Source organism: Mycolicibacterium holsaticum DSM 44478 = JCM 12374, assembly GCF_019645835.1.
Taxonomy (GTDB): domain Bacteria; phylum Actinomycetota; class Actinomycetes; order Mycobacteriales; family Mycobacteriaceae; genus Mycobacterium; species Mycobacterium holsaticum.
The window spans coordinates 5,424,860-5,443,233 of the sequence record NZ_CP080998.1 but is presented as its reverse complement, the minus strand read 5'-3'; the positions used below and the strand labels follow the sequence as shown (position 1 = coordinate 5,443,233).

Here is an 18,374-nt window from a genome sequence, read left to right as displayed (position 1 = left end):
CGTGCCAGGACTGCTCGACCGCGGCGCGGACTTCTTCACGGCCGAACCGGTGCGCGTCACCGCCGTGCTGCGGCTACCCCTGATCGGGCTGATCGCGCTGCTGGTGTGGCTGTGGGACGTCGACCACTGGCTGCCCGGCGTGTACTCGGTGGTGCTCGGGGGATACGCGGCCGCCGCGCTGGTATGGCTGGCCGTGGTGCTGCGGGGCCCGATGCCGCGCTGGGCGGGTTGGTCGTCGACCGCGGTGGATGTGTTGGTGGTCGTGGTGTTGTGCCTGGTGTCCGGCGGCGCGACGGCCGCGCTGTTGCCGGTGTTCTTCGTGCTGCCGATCGTCGTGGCGTTCCAGGACCGGCCGATGCTGACCGCGGTTCTGGGCGCCAGCACCGCGCTGGGTTATCTGGGGGTGTGGATCGTCTACTCCAAGCGCGACGACACCGTCGGGCTGCCCGACATCGTCTACATCCACGTCGGATTCCTGTTCTGGTCCGCGGTCGCCGCCGCCGGGCTGTGCCTGGTGCTGGTGCACCGCCAGGCTCGGGTGACGAAGCTGCAAGAGACGCGCCGCCAACTGATTTCGGAAGCGATGCACGCCGACGAGCGGCACAGCCGGGAGGTCGCCGAGCATCTGCACGACGGGCCGCTGCAGACGCTGCTGGCCGCCCGGCTGGATCTCGACGAGGTGCGCGAACGCAGCGCCGACCCCGCGCTGGAGTCCGTACACGCTGCGCTGCAGCAGACCGCGACGGCGTTGCGCTTCACCGTGACTCAGCTGCATCCGCAGGTGCTGGCCCAGCTGGGCCTGACGCCAGCGGTGCGAGAGTTGCTGCGGCAGTTCGAAACTCGCGGCGACTATGTCGTGCACGCCGACCTCGACGAGGTGGGCCGCCCGGAGTCTGAGCAGTTGTTGTACCGGGCCGCCCGCGAACTGCTGGCCAACGTCCACAAGCATGCCGGTGCGACGACGGTGCGGGTCGGCTTGTCGCGGCACGCGGACCGGATCGTGCTGACCGTCGCCGACGACGGTAAGGGGTTCGACCCGGCGGTCGTCGAGCAGTTCGTCGCCGACGGGCACATCGGCCTGGGCTCGCTGCTGGCCCGGTTCGTCGCGATGGGCGGGTCGATGCAGATCGACTCGGCGCCGGGCTACGGAACACAGGTGACGGCCATCTCGCCGCCCGAGCCCGTTGCGCGCTAAGAGGTGAGCCCGCGCGCGATGACCAGGCGCTGAATCTGGTTGGTGCCCTCGAAGATCTGGGTGATCTTGGCTTCACGCATGTAGCGCTCGACGCGATAGTCGCGGGTGTAGCCGACACCGCCGAACACCTGTACCGCGTCGGTGGTGACCTTCATGGCCGCATCCGTGGCGACCAGTTTGGCGACGCTGGCCTGCTGGGAGTACGGGCGACCGGCGTCGCGTCGGCGCGCGGCATCCAGGTAGGTGGCGCGCGCACCGGCCACCGCGGCGGCCATGTCGGCCAGCAGGAAACCCAGGCCCTGATGGTCGATGATCTTGCGGCCGAACGTGGTTCGTTCGTTGGCGTATCGCACCGCCTCGTCCAGCGCGGCCTGCGCCAAGCCCGTCGCCACGGCCGCGATGCCGAGCCGGCCGGAATCCAGTGCGGAGAACGCGATTTGCAGGCCCTGGCCTTCGGCGCCGATGAGGCGATCGGCGCCGAGGTGGGCGTTGTCGTAGAACGCCGATGTGGTCGGCACCGCGTGCAGCCCCATCTTCTCCTCGGGCTTGCCGAAGCTCAGGCCGGGCAGGTCACCGGGGACCAGGAAACAGCTGATGCCCCTTGACCCCTCGCCGGTGCGGGCGAACAGCGTGTAGAAGTCGGCCCGCCCGCCGTGGGTGATCCACGATTTGGCGCCGTTGATGACGTAGCCGTCGTCGGCCCTGACCGCTTTGCACTGCAGCGCCGCGGCGTCCGAACCGGCCTGCGGTTCCGAAAGGCTGTAGGCGCCGATCTGCTCACCCGACAACATCTGCGGCAACCAGCGCTGCTTCTGCTCCTCGCTGCCGAACGCCAACAGCGGATGCGACGAGAGGCTGTGCACGCTGACCGCGACCGCCACCGCCGCCCACCGGGCCGCGATCTCCTCGAGCACCTGCAGGTAGACCTCGTAGGGTTGGCCGCCACCGCCCCACTCCTCGGGCTGCGGCAGGCTCAACAGGCCGGCCGCGCCCAACTGCGCGAACACTCTCTCGGGGTAGGTCTCGGCCTTCTCATGTGCGTCGACGATCGGGTCGAGCACCTTGTCGGCGACCTCGCGGGTGAGCGCGATCAGGTCGTGCGCTTCCTCGGTCGGTAACAACCTGTCGACAGCCATGGGTACCGACCCTAGTGACCGGCGGCGACCGCTTCGGACAGCGCGGCGTTGATCGCATCCACCCGGTCCTTGGCGTCGCCGAACAACATCTGCGTGTTCTCGCGGAAGAACAGCGGGTTCTGCACACCGGCGTAACCCGAGGCCATGGACCGTTTGAAGACGATGACGTGGTTGGCGTTCCACACCGTCAGCACCGGCATCCCGGCGATCGGGCTGCCCGGGTCCTCCGAGGCGGCCGGGTTGACGGTGTCGTTGGCGCCGATGACCAGCACCACGTCGGTGTCGCCGAAGTCGTCGTTGATCTCGTCCATCTCGAGCACGATGTCGTAGGGCACCTTGGCCTCGGCCAGCAGCACGTTCATGTGGCCCGGCAGGCGACCCGCGACCGGATGGATGCCGAACCGGACGTTGACGCCGCGTTCACGCAGCTTGCGGGTCAGGTCGGCGACGCCGTATTGGGCCTGCGCGACGGCCATGCCGTAGCCCGGCGTGATGATCACCGAGCTGGCGTTGGCGAGCAGTTCGGCGGCGCCGTCGGCGGTGATCTCGCGGTGCTCGCCGTAGTCCTTGTCGGACCCGCCGCTGGAACTCTCCATCCCGAAGCCGCCGGCGATCACGGAGATGAACGAGCGGTTCATCGCCTTGCACATGATGTAGGACAGGTAGGCACCCGAGGACCCGACCAGCGCGCCGGTCACGATCAGCAGGTCGTTGCCGAGCAGGAAGCCGGCTGCGGCCGCGGCCCACCCCGAATAGCTGTTGAGCATCGACACCACCACCGGCATGTCGCCGCCGCCGATCGAGGCGACCAGGTGCCAGCCCAGCAGCAGCGCGAGCACGGTGACCATGACGAGCACCCACAGCTGCGGGTCGATCACGAACCACACGGTCAACGCGGCGAACACCACCAACGCGCCGACGTTGAGGATGTTCTTGCCGGGCAGCATCAGCGGCGCCGACTTCATCCGGGCCGACAACTTGAGGTTGGCCACGATCGAACCGGTGAACGTCACCGCGCCGATGAACACGCCGATGACCACCTCGCCGGAGTGGATGCCGAGCATCCCCTCCCGGGCCATCTGGACGGCTTCGGCACCGGCCGGGTCGGCCTCCACATGCAGGTAGCCGTTCCAGCCGACCAACACCGCGGCCAGGCCGACGAACGAGTGCAGCAACGCGATCAACTCGGGCATCGCGGTCATCTCGACGATCCGCGCGCGCCACAACCCGATCGCCGCACCGATGACCATGGCCACCACCAACAGGCCCAGCCCCAGCGGCTCGATCTGGTGGTTGACGGCCAGCGCGATCGTCGCGATCAGCGCGATCGCCATGCCGCCGATGCCGAAACTGATACCGGCGCGGGAGGTTTCGTGCTTAGACAGCCCGGCCAGCGAGAGCACGAAGAGCAGCGCCGCGACGACGTACGCCGCGGTGGCGGTGGTCTCGAGACTGAACATGGGTTAGCTCCTCGTGAACATGGACAGCATGCGGCGGGTCACCGCGAAACCGCCGAAGATGTTGATGCTGGCGAGCAGGATCGCGGCGAAGGACACCGCGGTGACGATGACGTCGCCGTGGCCGATCTGCAGCAGCGCGCCGACGATGATGATCCCGGAGATGGCGTTGGTCACCGACATCAGCGGGGTGTGCAGGGCGTGGTGCACGTTGCCGATCACGTAGTAGCCGATCACGATCGCCAGCGCGAAGACCGTCAGGTGCACCTGCAGCGCCGCCGGTGACAGGGCGATCAGCGCGAACAATGCCGCGGCCGCCGCGAACGTCAGGCCGAGTCGGCGACCGTTCGACATCGGCTCCTTGGCGGGTTTGGCCTCGGCCGCGGCGGCGGGGGCTGCCGCGGGTGCCGCCGACACCTGCACCGGTGGCGGTGGCCAGGTGATCTCGCCGTCGCGGACGACGGTCACCGAGCGCTGCACGACGTCGTCCCAGTCGAGGCTGAGCTGGCCGTCCTTCTCCGGAGTGAGCAGTTTGAGCAGGTTGACCAGGTTGGTGCCGTACAGCTGGGAGGCGGTGGCGGGCAGCCGGCCGGCCAGGTCCGTGTAGCCGATGATCGTCACGTTGTTGTCGGTGACGACGACCTCGTCTTTGACGGTGCCCTCGACGTTGCCGCCGTTGGCCGCGGCCATGTCGACGATCACGCTGCCCGGCTTCATCGAGGCCACCATCTCGGCGGTGATGATGCGGGGCGCGGGCTTACCAGGGATCAGCGCCGTGGTGATGATGATGTCGACGTCCTTGCACTGCTCGGCGTACAACGCCGCCTCGCGGGCCTTGTAGTCCTCGCCCATCTCCTTGGCGTAGCCGGTGGCGGACACCTCGGCGGCGGCCGGGTCGACGGACAGGTACTCCCCGCCCAGCGAGCGCACCTGATCGGCGACCTCGGGCCGCGGGTCGGTGGCCTTGACGACCGCGCCTTGGCTGCCTGCCGCGCCGATCGCGGCCAGACCGGCCACCCCCGCGCCGACCACAAGGACCTTGGCCGGCGGCACCTTGCCCGCCGCGGTGACCTGTCCGGTGAAGAACCGTCCGAACCGGTGCGCGGCCTCGACGACCGCGCGGTACCCCGCGATGTTGGCCATCGACGACAGCACGTCCAGCGATTGCGCCCGGGAAATGCGGGGGACGGCGTCCATCGCCAGCACCGTGATGGGGCGGGCGGACAGCTTCTCCAGCAGTTCGGGGTTCAGCGCCGGGGAGATCAGGCTGACCAGGGTCGCGCCGTCGCGGACGGCCGCGATCTCGGCGTCGGTGGGCGCGTTGACCCCGAGAACGATGTCCGCGCGCAGTACCTCCTCGCGGGCCTCGACACTGGCACCGGCCTCGACGTAGGCGGCATCGGCGAAGGCGGATGCCGCGCCCGCACCGGACTCCACGACGACGGAGTAACCCAGCTTGAGCAGCTGTCCGACGGTCTGCGGCGTGGCGGCGACGCGCGTCTCACCCTGGTGGGATTCGCGCGGTATCCCAATGATCATCCGGGAGAGTCTGCCATCTGTCTTTCGGCGACCAGCGTGGCCCTCCCGCCGTCTGCGGTAGGAGGGGACGGAACGATGTGAGCGTTACCGCGGGCTCACACCGGGGGGTAGGCCGGCGGCGGGTAGACGCCGCGCAGAATCCATGCGAACCAGTTGGCTCCGTACTCCAGCTCGTCACTCGCGTCATAGTCCGGGTTCGGATCCACGTCATCACCTCTCGAGTACGGCTGGTTCTGGCGCAAGTCTAGACCCGCAACGGTGTGGGCGATAGCCCCAGCACATAAACTAGCCAACCAGTTGATTGATGCCCCGGACACGTTCCGGGCCTGCATATAGTGAGTCGCAATGTCCGCTTCGTCTCCCGAAAGCACCAACGGGATGTCCCGTCGCGAAGAGCTGTTGGCCGTGGCCACCAAGCTGTTCGCCGCACGCGGATACCACGGCACCCGGATGGACGACGTCGCCGACGCGGTCGGGTTGAACAAGGCGACGGTGTACCACTACTACGCCAGCAAGTCGCTGATCCTCTACGACATCTACAAGGGCGCCGCGGACTTCACCGTCGACGCCGTGCATGACGATCCGGCGGCGTCGGCGCGCGAGACGATCTACCACTTCACCCGCAGGCTGCTGGTCGGTATCGCCAGCGACATCGAACGCGCCGCGGTGTACTTCCAGGAGGGGCCCTACATCACCGAGTGGTTCACCGAAGAGCAGGTGGCCTACATCCGCCAGGCCGAGGCGCAGGTCTACGAGCACATCCGCGATGTGATCGACCGCGGCATCGCAAGCGGCGAGTTCTACGAATGCGACTCGCACGTGCTGGCCCTCGGCTACATCGGGATGACGCTCGGCGCGTACCGCTGGCTGCGGCCGCAGGGCCGTCGCACCGCCGCCGAGATCGCCGTCGAGTTCAGCACCGCGCTGCTACGCGGCCTGATCCGCGACGAGGCCGTGCGCGCGCAGTCCCCGCTGGGCATCGACGTACCCAATACCGAGACCGCTGGCCAGGCCTGACATGAAATCTCAGCTGCTGTCCCGACGCGACCTCGATTTCCTGCTGTTCGAATGGCTGCGGGTCGAGGAGCTGACCACCCGCCCCAGGTTCGCCGAGCACTCCCGCGACACCTTCGCAGGTGCGCTGGACCTGTGTGAGCAGGTGGCCGCCCGCTACTTCGCGAACCACAACAAGAAAAGCGACGCCAACGAGCCCAGCTTCGACGGCGAGAAGGTCACCGTCATCGACGAGGTCAAACAGGCCTGGGACGCGTTCGCCGGAGCCGACCTGCTGGCCATGTCGATGGACAACGAACGCGGCGGTGCCCAGCTGCCGGTCGCGGTGGCCGAAGCGGGCTTCGCCTGGTTCGCCGCCGCCAACATCGCCAGCTCCGGCTACCTGATGCTCACGATCGCCAACGCCAACCTGTTGAGCCGGTTCGCCACCGCCGAGCAGATCGAGGACTTCTTCAAACCGATGCTGGCCGGGCGGTTCTCGGGCACGATGGCACTCTCGGAAACCCAGGCCGGCTCGTCGCTGGCCGACATCATCACCCGGGCAGAACCGCAGGAGGACGGCACCTACCGGCTGTTCGGATCCAAGATGTGGATCTCGGGCGGCGATCATGAGTTCACCGAGAACATCGTCCACCTGGTGCTGGCCAAGGTCCCCGGAGGTCCGCCCGGCACCAAGGGCATCTCGCTGTTCATCGTGCCGAAGTTCCTGCTCGGTGCCGACGGCTCGGTGGGGGAGCGCAACGACGTGGCGCTGGCCGGGCTGAACCACAAGATGGGCCAGCGCGGCATCACCAACGCGTTGCTGAACTTCGGCGAGGGGAAGTTCAGCCCCGGCGGAAAGCCCGGCGCGGTCGGCTATCTGGTCGGCGAAGAACACCGCGGCATCGTCTACATGTTCACGATGATGAACGAGGCCAGGCTGCTCGTCGGGATGAGCGCGGTGGCGCTGGGTTACACCGGGTACCTCAAGTCGCTGCAGTACGCCCGCGAGCGCCCGCAGGGTCGTGCGGTGACGGCCAACGATCCGGCGGCCCCGCAGATCCCCATCGTCGAGCACGCCGACGTCAAACGAATGCTGTTGGCGCAGAAGTCATATGTCGAAGGCGGGATGGCGCTGCAGCTGTACTGCGCCAAGCTGATGGACCTGATGCACAGCGCCGAGTCCGACGAAGAGCGCGACGCCAACTCCGTGCTGCTCGACCTGCTGACCCCGGTCGGCAAGAGCTGGCCCTCGCAATGGTGCGTGGAAGCCAACAACCTCGCGATCCAGGTGCACGGCGGTTATGGCTACACCCGCGAGTACGACGTCGAGCAGCACTACCGCGACAACCGGCTCAACCCGATCCACGAGGGCACCCACGGGATTCAGAGCCTGGACCTGTTGGGCCGTAAGGTCCCTGCCCGCGGGGGCGCCGCGCTCGCGGCGTTGGGCACCGTCCTCGGCCGGTCGGTGGCCACCGCCGGTGAACTCGGCGGGGAGCTCGCCGAGCAGGCGAGCGCGCTGGACGTCGCCTGGCAGCGGCTCGTCGCGGTCACGACGGCGATGTTCGGCTCCGGGGACATCGAGGCCGCGATGGCCAACAGCGTGATCTACCTTGAGGCGTTCGGGCACATCGTGGTGGCGTGGATGTGGCTGGAGCAGCTGATCGCCGCGCACGGCCGCGACGGCGACTTCTACGACGGCAAGCGCGCCGCGGGCCGCTACTTCTTCCGCTACGAGCTGCCCAAGACCGCGCCGCAGCTCGATCTGCTGGAAAGCCTGGACCGCACCACGCTGGACATGCGCGACGCCTGGTTCTAGTCGAAGGAGACGATCTGCCGCACGGCACGGCCGTCGGCCAGTTCGTCCATCCCGGTGTTGACGTCGGCCAGCGCGATGGTCGAGGAGACCAGCGATTCCACCGGCAGCCGCCCCTCGCGCCACAGCCCGACGAAGCGCGGCACCTCGCGCGACGGCACCGCCGAGCCCAGATAGCTGCCGATCAGCGAGCGGCCCTCGGCGACGAAACCCAACGGCGACAGCGACATCCGCGCGGCGGGGGAGGGCAGGCCGACCGTGACGGTGCGCCCGCCCGGCGCCGTCAACCCGACCGCGGTCTCCACCGCCGCGGCATGCCCGACGGCCTCGATCACCACCGCGGCCTTCACCCCCTCGTCGAGCGCCTCCTGCGGTGTGTACGCGTCGTGCACGCCGAGGGCCCGGGCCCGGGCCAGCTTGTCGGGCAGCCGGTCGATGCCGACGACGCGTACGTCGTCGTGCGCCAGCGCGGTGAGCACCGCGGCCATCCCGACCCCGCCCAGACCCACCACGGCCACCGTCTCACCCGCGCGCGGGCGGCCGGCGTTGACGACCGCGCCGCCGCCGGTCAGCACCGCGCAACCCAGGAGCGACGCGACGACCGGCGGCACGTCGGCCATTACCGGCACCACCGAACGGCGGTCGACGACCGCATGCGTGGCGAACCCCGACACGCCGAGGTGATGATGCACCGGTTGGCCGTCGCGGCTCAGCCGTCGGGCACCGGTCATCAGGGTGCCCGCGTTGTTGGCGAGGCTGCCGGGTTCACACGGCGTCAACCCGTCGGTGGCGCAGGCCCGGCACTGCCCGCAGCGCGGCAGAAACGTCATCACGACGCGGGTGCCCACGTCGACGTCGGACACCCCCGGCCCGACCTCCTCGACGATGCCGGCGGCCTCATGGCCCAGCAGCATCGGCACCGGGCGCACCCGGTTGCCGTCAACGACCGACAAATCCGAGTGGCACAGCCCGGCCGCCTCGATGCGCACGAGCAGTTCGCCCTCGCCCGGCGGCGCCAACTCCAACTCACCGACCGCCAGCGGCCGCGACGCGGCATAGGGCCGGGGCCGACCGATCTCCTCGAGCACTGCACCGCGGATCCTCATGGCCACCAGCCTGCCGCGGCTGCCACACTGCTGCCATGAGCAGTGGTGAGGCACCGCCGAGCCCAGCAGATTTCGGTGTGCACTGGCCGGTGACGACGCGGTGGATGGACAACGACATGTTCGGACACCTCAACAACGCGGTGTACTACGGGCTGTTCGACACCGCGATCAACGGCTGGATCAACACGACCTGCGGGATCGACCCGCTGACGGCGCCGTGGCTGGGGGTGGTGGCCGAGTCGGGCTGCCGGTACTTCTCGGAGCTGAAGTTCCCCGATCCGTTGACGGTCGGGCTCACGGTGACGCGGCTGGGCAACAGCAGCGTCACCTACCGGTTGGGGCTGTGGCGCCCCGACGGACCGGTCGCCGCGGTCGGGCACTGGGCGCACGTCTACGTCGACCGCAGCACCCGCAGGCCGGTGCCGATTCCGCAAAACCTGCGCGCGCTGCTGGAAACGGCGCGCGTCCAGTAGTCGATATGCTCGACGAATGCCGCTCGTGAGCAAGACCGTGGAGGTCGACGCGCCCGCTGAGGCGATCATGGGGATCGTCGCCGACTTCGAGGCCTACCCGCAATGGAACTCCGAGATCAAGGGCTGCTGGGTGCTGGCGCGATACGACGACGGCAGGCCCAGCCAGCTGCGCCTGGACGTCGTCGTGCAGGGTCAGGCTGGCACCTTCATCACCGCGGTGTACTACCCGGGTGACAATCAGATCTACACGGTGCTGCAGCAGGGCGACCACTTCCAGAAGCAGGAGCAGAAGTTCTCGGTGGTGCCGATCGGGGCGACCTCGCTGCTGACCGTCGACCTCGATGTCGAGACCAAGCTGCCGATCCCCAACCCGATGGTCAAGAAGGCGATCGGCGACACCCTGGACTATCTGGCCGACAACCTCAAGGCGCGCGCCGAGCACCTCGCCGCCACGTAGCCGTTCAGTGGCCGTTCAGTAGCCGTTCAGTCCCACAACCCGGACTCGTCGAGGCGGGCGATCAGCCGCTGCGCGGCGTCGGCGAACTCGCCGCCGGTCAGCCGGACCACGGTGGCCGCGTCGCGCCTGCGCAGCGCGGCGATGAGCTCGCGGTGGCCGGTCAGTGCGGCCGCCCCCCATTTCGGATCGCCGGCATAGATGCGGCCCGGCAGATACCGCGCCACGTGCAGCAGAAACCACGCCAGCTTGATCCGGCCGGTGGACAGGTTGAACGCCCGGTGAAACGCGAACTCGGCGTGGGAGATCTCCCTGGGGTCGGCGCGCTCGATCGCCGCGGCCAGCGCCTCGTTGAGCTCCTCGAGCTCGTCGATCTCGGCCTCGGTGATGCGCTCGGCGGCGGTGGCGGCCAACTCCTTGGCGATGGTGCCCTGCAGCCAGAAGATGTCCTCGACGTCGGTGCGGGTCAACGGGACGACCACATGTCCGCGGTGCGGTTCCAGCTGCACCATGCCCTCACCGCGCAGGGTGCGCAGCGCCTCACGCACCGGGGTGATGCTGATTCCGAGCTGGGCGGCGGTCTCGTCGAGGCGGATATAGGTGCCCGGCCGCAGCGTCCCGGTCATGATGTCGACGCGCAGCCGGCCGGCGACCTCGTCGGAGAGCTGTTCACGGCGCACCCCGCGTCGTGGCCTGCGGAACGGGGTGGCGGGTGCGTTCACTGTCGTTCTCCGGTCCTGTGGCCAGGGCTTGTCCCTGAGCCGCCGAGGCCATAGTGTGACCGGGGCAATACCAATGTTTGATCAAATATCAACGCTGCGCAACCCGCAGATGGAGTAGACCGCCGTTGACGTCGTCTTCGATGCAGGACCCGACCGAACAGCCGTACCTCGCGCGCCGGCAGAACTGGACCAACCAGCTGGCCCGCCACGCATTGATGCAGCCCGACGCCGTCGCGCTGCGCTTCCTCGGCCACACCACCACCTGGCGTGAACTCGACGAGCGCGTCGCACGGCTCGCAGGTGCGCTGAGCCGGCGCGGGGTGGGGTTCGGCGACCGGGTGCTGATCCTCATGCTCAATCGCACCGAGTTCATCGAATCGTTCCTCGCGGTCAACAAGCTGGGCGCGATCGCCGTCCCGGTCAACTTCCGCATGACCCCGCCGGAGATCGCGTTCCTGGTCAGCGACTGCCAGGCCCAGGTGGTCATCACCGAGGTCGTGCTGGCGAACGTGGCGACCGCGGTGCGCGACATCCCCGATGTTTCGGCGACGCTGAGCACCGTGATCGTCGCCGGCGGCGCGACGGACCAGAACGTGATCGGCTACGACGACCTGATCGGCGAAGCCGGCGACATCCCCGCCACGGTCGACATCCCCAACGACTCGCCGGCGCTGATCATGTACACCTCCGGGACCACCGGCAGGCCGAAGGGCGCGGTGCTCACCCACACCAACCTCGCCGGGCAGGCGCTGACGTTCCTGTTCACCAACGGCGCCGACATCAACAACGACGTCGGCTTCATCGGCGTCCCGCTGTTCCACATCGCCGGTATCGGCAACATGATCCCCGGCCTGCTGCTGGGCCGCCCGACGGTGCTCTACCCGCTCGGCGCGTTCGACCCCGGCGCGCTGCTCGACGTGCTGGCGGCCGAGAAGGTCACGGGCATCTTCCTGGTGCCCGCCCAGTGGCAGGCGGTGTGCGCCGAGCAGAGCGCCCGCCCGCGCCAACTGCAGCTGCGGGTGCTGTCGTGGGGTGCGGCGCCCGCCTCAGATACGTTGCTGCGCACCATGTCTGAAACGTTTCCGGGAACACAGATCCTGGCCGCGTTCGGCCAGACCGAGATGTCGCCGGTGACCTGCATGCTGTTGGGTGACGACGCGATCCGCAAGCTGGGCTCGGTCGGCAAGGTCATCCCGACGGTCGCCGCGCGCGTCGTCGACGACGACATGAACGACGTTCCGATCGGCGAGGTCGGCGAGATCGTCTACCGCGCGCCCACCCTGATGGCCGGCTACTGGAACAACCCGAAGGCCACCGCCGAGGCGTTCGCGGGCGGTTGGTTCCACTCCGGTGACCTGGTTCGCCAGGACGAGGAGGGCTACGTCTGGGTCGTCGACCGCAAGAAGGACATGATCATTTCCGGCGGCGAGAACATCTACTGCGCGGAGGTGGAGAACGCGTTGGCCGCCCATCCAGCCATCGCCGAGGTGGCGGTCATCGGCCGCGCGGACGAGAAGTGGGGCGAGGTGCCGCTCGCGGTGGTAGCGCTCGGTGCGGACGCCCCGACCGATCTTGACCTGCGCGATCTTGATCGATTCCTGTCCGAACGACTCGCCCGCTACAAGCACCCCAAGGCACTCGAGGTGGTCGACGCGCTGCCGCGAAACCCCGCAGGCAAGGTGCTGAAAACCGAACTGCGGACCAGGTTTGCCGCGGGCAAATCTACTGACGTCGGCGAAAGTGTCACTCCGCCAACGGTTTCTGTCAGAGCGCAAGAAGACTGAAAGATGAATAGACGGTTGACGACGGTTGCGACGCGAATCCTGCAGATGCGTTACGCGTCGACGATCCGATCGGGTACAGTCCGGTGGTCTGCCTTACTACTGACGAGTAAGGAGACGTTGGTCACAGACGCCAGGCTCGAACAAGGAGGGCGCGTGCGACAGGCGCAGGTGTTGCGCCACGACACTCGCGATTTCGTCGTGGGAGTGCACTGGTGACGGCGACGACCGGCATGACCGGTTACGTCCGTGAGCAGGTCAGGCCAGGTCTTGAAGCGGTCGGCGGTTTTGTCCGCATGTGCGTGCTGACCGGCAAGGCACTGTTCAAGCCGCCGTTCCAGTGGCGCGAGTTCATCCTGCAGAGCTGGTTCCTGATGCGGGTGGCGTTCTTGCCCACGCTGGCTGTCTCGATACCGCTGACCGTGCTGCTGATCTTCACGCTGAACATCCTGCTCGCGGAGTTCGGCGCCGCCGACGTGTCGGGAGCCGGTGCCGCGATCGGCGCCGTCACCCAGCTGGGGCCGCTGGTTACCGTGCTCGTCGTTGCCGGCGCCGGTTCCACCGCTATCTGCGCCGACCTCGGCGCCCGCACCATCCGCGAGGAGATCGACGCGTTGGAGGTGCTCGGCATCGACCCGATCCACCGCCTCGTGGTGCCGCGCGTGGTGGCCTCGACGTTCGTGGCGATCTTGCTCAACGGCGCGGTCATCACCGTCGGGTTGGTCGGTGGCTTCATCTTCGGGGTGTACCTGCAGAACGTCTCGGCGGGCGCCTACGTCTCGACGCTGACGCTGATCACCGGGCTGCCCGAGGTGGTCATCTCGATCATCAAGGCCGGCACCTTCGGCCTGATCGCCGGGTTGGTGGGTTGCTACCGCGGCCTGACCGTCGCGGGCGGCGCCAAGGGCGTCGGCACCGCGGTCAACGAGACGCTCGTGCTCTGTGTCATCGCGCTGTTCGCGGTGAACGTCGTTCTCACCACGATCGGCGTCCGGTTCGGAACGGGGAGCTGACGTGTCGACGACAACTGTTCTGCGTTCCCGGTTCCCGCGCGGGTTCTCGCGCGCTCAGAACGTGGCCAGCGCACCGGCCCGCTTCCTGGACAGCGTCGGTCACGTCGCCTGGTTCATCGTCACCGCGATCGGCTCGATCGGCCATGCGCTGCGCTACTACCGACGCGAGACCCTTCGCCTGATCGCCGAGATCGGCATGGGCACCGGCGCGATGGCGGTCATCGGCGGCACGGTGGCGATCGTCGGCTTCGTGACGCTGTCGGGGTCGTCGCTCGTTGCGATCCAGGGCTTCGCCTCCCTGGGCAACATCGGCGTCGAGGCGTTCACCGGCTTCTTCGCCGCGCTGATCAACGTGCGCATCGCCGCGCCCGTCGTCGCCGGTCAGGCGCTGGCCGCCACGGTCGGCGCCGGCGCAACGGCAGAACTGGGCGCCATGCGGATCAGCGAGGAGATCGACGCGCTGGAGGTGATGGGCATCAAGTCCATCTCCTATCTGGTGTCGACGCGGATCATGGCCGGCTTCATCGTGATCATCCCGCTGTACGCGATGGCGATCATCATGAGCTTCCTGTCCGCGCAGGTGACCACGACGTTCTTCTACGGTCAGTCGATCGGCACCTACGAGCACTACTTCCGCACGTTCCTGCGGCCCGACGACGTGTTCTGGTCGTTCATCCAGGCGGTGATCATCTCGGTCATCGTGATGCTCAACCACTGCTATTACGGATACTTCGCCAGCGGCGGTCCGGTGGGCGTCGGCGAGGCCGTCGGCCGGTCGATGCGCGCCTCGCTGGTCGCAATCGTGTGTGTGGTCCTATTCGCCTCGTTGGCGCTCTACGGCGTCGACCCGAACTTCAACCTGACGGTGTAGCGCGATGACGGCACCTCTGAACTCACCTCGTACCCCGCCGTACAAGCTGGCCGGCATCGTGCTGTCGCTGCTGACGATCGTCGCGCTGGTTTTGGTGTACTTCCAGTTCCGCGGCGACTTCCTGCCCCGCACCCAGCTGACCCTGATCTCCGCACGGGCGGGTCTCTCGATGGATCCCGGTGCCAAGGTCACCTTCAACGGCGTGGAGATCGGCCGGGTGTCCGCGGTCGACGAGGTCACCGTCGGCAACGAGCCGAGGGCGAAGATCACCCTCGACGTCGACCCCAAATACCTCGACCTGATCCCCCGCAATGTCGACGCCAGCATCGACGCCACCACCGTGTTCGGCAACAAGTACATCAACTTCTCCACGCCGGAGAACCCCACCAGGGAACGGATCACGTCCTCGGACGTCATCGACGTGACGTCGGTGACCACCGAGTTCAACACGCTGTTCGAAACCGTGGTGTCGATCTCCCAGCAGGTGGACCCGATCAAGCTGAACCAGACGCTGTCGGCCACCGCCGAGGCCCTCGACGGGCTCGGTGACCGGTTCGGGCAGTCGATCATCCACGGCAACGAGATCCTGTCCGACATCAACCCGAAGATGCCGCAGATCGCCGAGGACAACCGGCTGCTCGCCGACCTCGGCGAGGTCTATGCCGACGCGGCCCCCGACCTGTTCGACGGCCTGGAGAACGCGGTCACCACCGCGCGCACGCTCAACGAGCAGCAGGGCAACATCGACCAGGCGTTGATGGCCGCCATCGGCTTCGGCAACACCGGCGGCGACATCTTCGAGCGCGGCGGCCCGTACCTGGTTCGGGGCGCCGAAGACCTCCTGGTGAGCTCGCAGATCCTCGACGAGTACAGCCCGGCGCTGTACTGCACGATCCGCAACTACCACGACGTGGAACCCAAGGTGGCCGCATCGCTGGGCGGCAACGGCTACTCGCTCAGAACGCTGTCGGAGCTCATGGGCGCCGCCAACCCGTACGTGTACCCCGACAACCTACCGCGCGTGAACGCCAGCGGCGGTCCCGAGGGGCGGCCCGGCTGCTGGCAGCCGATCACCCGTGACCTTTGGCCGGCGCCGTACCTGGTGATGGACACCGGGGCATCGATCGCGCCGTACAACCACTTCGAGTTGGGCCAGCCGATCCTGATCGAGTACGTCTGGGGACGCCAGATTGGGGAGAACACGATCAACCCATGAAAATCACCGGTACCGCCGTCAAACTCGGCATCTTCTCGTTGGTGCTGTTGCTGTTCACCGCGATCATCGTCGTGGTGTTCGGTCAGATGCGGTTCGACCGCACCACCGGATATTCGGCGATCTTCTCCAACGCCAGCGGTTTGCGCGCCGGACAGTTCGTCCGCGCATCGGGCGTCGAGGTCGGCAAGGTCTCAAGCGTCAAGCTGATCAACGGCGGTTCGCAGGTGAAGGTCGACTTCAACGTGGACCGCTCGCTGCCGCTGTTCGAGGGCACCACGGCGTCGGTCCGCTACCTGAACCTGATCGGCGACCGCTTCATGGAACTCAAGCGCGGCGACAGCGACCAGCGGCTGCCCAGCGGCGGCACCATCCCGCTCGAGCGCACCGAGCCCGCGCTGGATCTGGACGCGCTGATCGGCGGGTTCCGCCCGGTGTTCCGCGCGCTGGACCCGGACAAGGTCAACAACATCGCCCAGTCGATCATCACGGTGTTCCAGGGCCAGGGCGGCACCATCAACGACATCCTCGACCAGACCGCGTCGCTCACGTCCGCGCTGGCCGACCGTGACCAGGCCATCGGCGAGGTGATCCGCAACCTCAACACGGTGCTCGACACGACGGTCAAACATCAGCAGCAGTTCGACGAGACCGTGCAGGACTTCGAGAAGCTGATCACCGGTCTGAAGAACCGGGCCGATCCGATCGCCACATCCGTTGCGGGCATCAGCGATGCGGCAGGCACGGTCGCCGATCTGCTCGCCGACAACCGCCCGCTGCTGCAGAGCACCATCGGACACCTCGAGGGCGTTCAGCAGCCCCTGGTCGACCAGCGCGACGAACTCAACGACCTGCTGACCCGGCTGCCCACCGCGTTCAAGATCATCGGCCGGGCGGGCGGCATCTACGGCGACTTCTTCAACTTCTACGCCTGTGACATCTCAATCCGGATGAACGGGCTGCAGCCCGGCGGGCCGGTGCGGACCGTCAAACTCTTCAGCCAGCCGTCGGGTAGGTGCACGCCACAATGAGAACTCTGGAGGGGTCCAACCGGGTCCGCAACGGGGTGATGGGCATCATCATCCTGGTGCTGGTCATCGGCGTCGGGCAAAGCTTCGCCAGCGTGCCGATGCTGTTCGCGACGCCGCACTACTACGCCTACTTCTCCGACACCGGCGGCATCAACGAGGGTGACAAGGTGCGCATCGCCGGCGTCGACGTCGGGCTGGTGCAGAGCATGGAGATCGAGGGCGACAAGGTCAAGATCGGCTACACGCTCGGCGGCACCCAGATCGGCACGGACAGCCGCGCGTCCATCCGCACCGACACCATCCTGGGCCGGCGCAACATCGAGATCGAACCGCGCGGAACCGAGGCGTTGCGCGCCAACGGCGTGCTGCCGCTGGGCCAGACCACCACGCCGTACCAGATCTACGACGCGTTCTTCGACGTCACGAAGGCCGCCTCGGAGTGGGACACCGAGACCATCAAACGCTCGTTGAACGTGCTGTCGGAGACCATCGACCAGACCTACCCGCATCTGAGCGCCGCGCTCGACGGGGTGGCACGGTTCTCCGAGACCATCGGGAAACGCGACGACGACGTCAAGAAGCTACTGGCCAACGCCAACAAGATCGCCGGTGTGCTGGGCAGCCGAAGCGAGCAGGTCAACCAGTTGCTGGTCAACGCGCAGACGCTGCTCGGCGCGATCAACGAGCGCAGCTACGCTGTCGGCGCCCTGCTCGAGCGGGTCAGCTCGTTCTCCGCGCAGCTCAAGGGCTTCATCGACGACAATCCGAACCTCAACCGGGTGCTCGAACAACTCCGCGTGGTCAGCGACGTGCTGCGTGAACGCCAGTACGACCTGATGGACACGCTCACCACCGTCGCCAGCTTCGTCGCGTCGCTGGGTGAGGCGGTGGCCTCCGGTCCGTACTTCAAGGTGATGCTGGTGAACCTGCTACCGGGCCAGATCCTGCAGCCGTTCATCGACTCCGCGTTCAAGAAGCGCGGTATCGACCCGGAGAAGTTCTGGCGTGACGCGGGCCTGCCGGCATGGCGGTTCCCGGATCCGAACGGACAGGGCTTCGACAACGGCGCCCCGCCGCCGGGACCGGCCGTCCTCGAGGGCACGCCAGAGCATCCCGGACCGGGTGTGCTCAAGGGTCATCCCTGCTCGTACACCCCACCCGCTGACGGCCTGCCGCGACCGGGTAACCCGCTGCCGTGTAACGACCTGACCACCGGCCCGTTCGGCGGCCCGGCCTACGGTCCGGTCGACGTGGTCACCTCCCCACCCAACGCGCACGGCCCGCAGCCGTCGCCGGGCGTGCCCGCCGCGGCCATCCCCGGCCAGGTGTCGCCCAACGTGCCGGGTGCCCACCACCCGGTGGCGCCCGCACCGCCGGGGGCGCGCACCGTGCCGGTCGAGCAGGATCCCGCGCAACCCCCGCTGCCACCGGACTTCACGCCGGGCATCGCACCGTTGCCGCCCGCGCTGCCGGCACCGCCGGCGCCGGGACCCGGGCAGCAGTTGGCGCCGGCCGGGCAGCCGCCGCTACCGGGCAATCCGCCGTTCCTCCCACCGGGATCACAGGGATAG

General features: G+C 67.8%; 16 protein-coding genes and 1 pseudogene. 11 read left to right on the top strand and 6 right to left on the bottom strand.

All coding sequences use genetic code 11. The features are described 5' to 3' along the window. Window position 1: 1 nt before the first annotated feature. The gene (locus K3U96_RS25955) at window positions 2-1,195 is read left to right on the top strand and encodes a sensor histidine kinase (RefSeq protein ID WP_372514993.1); all 1,194 of its coding nucleotides are present in this window, start codon (window positions 2-4) and stop codon (window positions 1,193-1,195) included. On the opposite strand, the gene K3U96_RS25950 is transcribed toward K3U96_RS25955, so the two are convergent. The 4 genes and pseudogenes from K3U96_RS25950 to K3U96_RS27010 form a co-directional block, all read right to left on the bottom strand. Further along, complete coding sequence (locus K3U96_RS25950; protein WP_220691560.1) at window positions 1,192-2,331, bottom strand: acyl-CoA dehydrogenase family protein; 1,140 nt, start codon at window positions 2,329-2,331, stop codon at window positions 1,192-1,194. The two genes, K3U96_RS25955 and K3U96_RS25950, sit on opposite strands and share 4 nt — an antisense overlap. 11 nt (window positions 2,332-2,342) lie before the next feature. Beyond that, window positions 2,343-3,791 (bottom strand): Re/Si-specific NAD(P)(+) transhydrogenase subunit beta, encoded by a 1,449-nt coding sequence (gene pntB, locus K3U96_RS25945; RefSeq protein ID WP_220691559.1) that lies wholly within the window; start codon window positions 3,789-3,791, stop codon window positions 2,343-2,345. A gap of 3 nt (window positions 3,792-3,794) precedes the next feature. Further along, window positions 3,795-5,327 carry a Re/Si-specific NAD(P)(+) transhydrogenase subunit alpha gene (locus K3U96_RS25940; RefSeq protein ID WP_069403659.1) on the bottom strand — a complete coding sequence of 511 codons (1,533 nt, stop codon included), beginning with the start codon at window positions 5,325-5,327 and terminating at the stop codon, window positions 3,795-3,797. Window positions 5,328-5,422: 95 nt separating this feature from the next. Beyond that, a pseudogene (locus K3U96_RS27010) lies at window positions 5,423-5,530 on the bottom strand (CAP domain-containing protein); the annotation flags it as partial. Between the two features lie 142 nt (window positions 5,531-5,672). Between K3U96_RS27010 and K3U96_RS25935 the strand changes: the two are divergent. Further along, window positions 5,673-6,344: a TetR/AcrR family transcriptional regulator gene (locus K3U96_RS25935; protein WP_069403660.1), complete on the top strand. Its 672-nt coding sequence runs from the start codon at window positions 5,673-5,675 to the stop codon at window positions 6,342-6,344. A 1-nt stretch (window position 6,345) separates the two neighbouring features. Then, window positions 6,346-8,142, top strand: coding sequence for an acyl-CoA dehydrogenase (locus tag K3U96_RS25930; RefSeq protein WP_220691558.1), 1,797 nt, complete (start codon window positions 6,346-6,348; stop codon window positions 8,140-8,142). On the opposite strand, the gene K3U96_RS25925 is transcribed toward K3U96_RS25930, so the two are convergent. After that, window positions 8,139-9,245, bottom strand: coding sequence for an alcohol dehydrogenase catalytic domain-containing protein (locus K3U96_RS25925; protein WP_220691557.1), 1,107 nt, complete (start codon window positions 9,243-9,245; stop codon window positions 8,139-8,141). The genes K3U96_RS25930 and K3U96_RS25925 overlap by 4 nt on opposite strands. Before the next feature lie 35 nt (window positions 9,246-9,280). On the opposite strand from K3U96_RS25925, the gene K3U96_RS25920 reads away from it, so the two are divergent. Together K3U96_RS25920 and K3U96_RS25915 are read left to right on the top strand one after the other, a co-directional pair. Then, window positions 9,281-9,718, top strand: coding sequence for an acyl-CoA thioesterase (locus K3U96_RS25920; RefSeq protein ID WP_069403663.1), 438 nt, complete (start codon window positions 9,281-9,283; stop codon window positions 9,716-9,718). Window positions 9,719-9,734: 16 nt separating this feature from the next. Next, window positions 9,735-10,175, top strand: a complete 441-nt coding sequence (locus K3U96_RS25915) for an SRPBCC family protein (RefSeq protein WP_069403664.1) — start codon at window positions 9,735-9,737, stop codon at window positions 10,173-10,175. Between the two features lie 26 nt (window positions 10,176-10,201). Here the strand turns inward: K3U96_RS25915 and K3U96_RS25910 are convergent, their stop codons facing one another. Next, window positions 10,202-10,894 carry a GntR family transcriptional regulator gene (locus K3U96_RS25910; protein WP_220691556.1) on the bottom strand — a complete coding sequence of 231 codons (693 nt, stop codon included), beginning with the start codon at window positions 10,892-10,894 and terminating at the stop codon, window positions 10,202-10,204. A 140-nt stretch (window positions 10,895-11,034) separates the two neighbouring features. Here K3U96_RS25910 and fadD5 point away from each other — a divergent pair, with 140 nt between their 5' ends. The 6 genes from fadD5 to K3U96_RS25880 all read left to right on the top strand — a co-directional run bounded on the left by fadD5 (window position 11,035) and on the right by K3U96_RS25880 (window position 18,374). Then, on the top strand, window positions 11,035-12,678 hold the full coding sequence (fadD5, locus tag K3U96_RS25905; RefSeq protein ID WP_220691555.1) for a fatty-acid--CoA ligase FadD5: 1,644 nt from the start codon (window positions 11,035-11,037) through the stop codon (window positions 12,676-12,678). 212 nt (window positions 12,679-12,890) lie between these two features. Next, entirely contained in the window at window positions 12,891-13,688 is a 798-nt protein-coding gene (locus K3U96_RS25900) for an MlaE family ABC transporter permease (RefSeq protein WP_069403667.1), read from the top strand. A 1-nt stretch (window position 13,689) separates the two neighbouring features. Then, a complete protein-coding gene (locus K3U96_RS25895; RefSeq protein ID WP_069403668.1) occupies window positions 13,690-14,559 on the top strand; it encodes an MlaE family ABC transporter permease in 870 nt (289 codons plus the stop codon). Between the two features lie 4 nt (window positions 14,560-14,563). Then, window positions 14,564-15,775: an MCE family protein gene (locus K3U96_RS25890; RefSeq protein WP_069403669.1), complete on the top strand. Its 1,212-nt coding sequence runs from the start codon at window positions 14,564-14,566 to the stop codon at window positions 15,773-15,775. Beyond that, the gene (locus K3U96_RS25885; RefSeq protein ID WP_069403670.1) at window positions 15,772-16,803 is read left to right on the top strand and encodes a virulence factor Mce family protein; all 1,032 of its coding nucleotides are present in this window, start codon (window positions 15,772-15,774) and stop codon (window positions 16,801-16,803) included. The genes K3U96_RS25890 and K3U96_RS25885 overlap by 4 nt, the downstream gene beginning before the upstream one ends. Next, window positions 16,800-18,374 carry a virulence factor Mce family protein gene (locus K3U96_RS25880; RefSeq protein ID WP_220691554.1) on the top strand — a complete coding sequence of 525 codons (1,575 nt, stop codon included), beginning with the start codon at window positions 16,800-16,802 and terminating at the stop codon, window positions 18,372-18,374. Before K3U96_RS25885 ends, K3U96_RS25880 begins: the two co-directional genes overlap by 4 nt.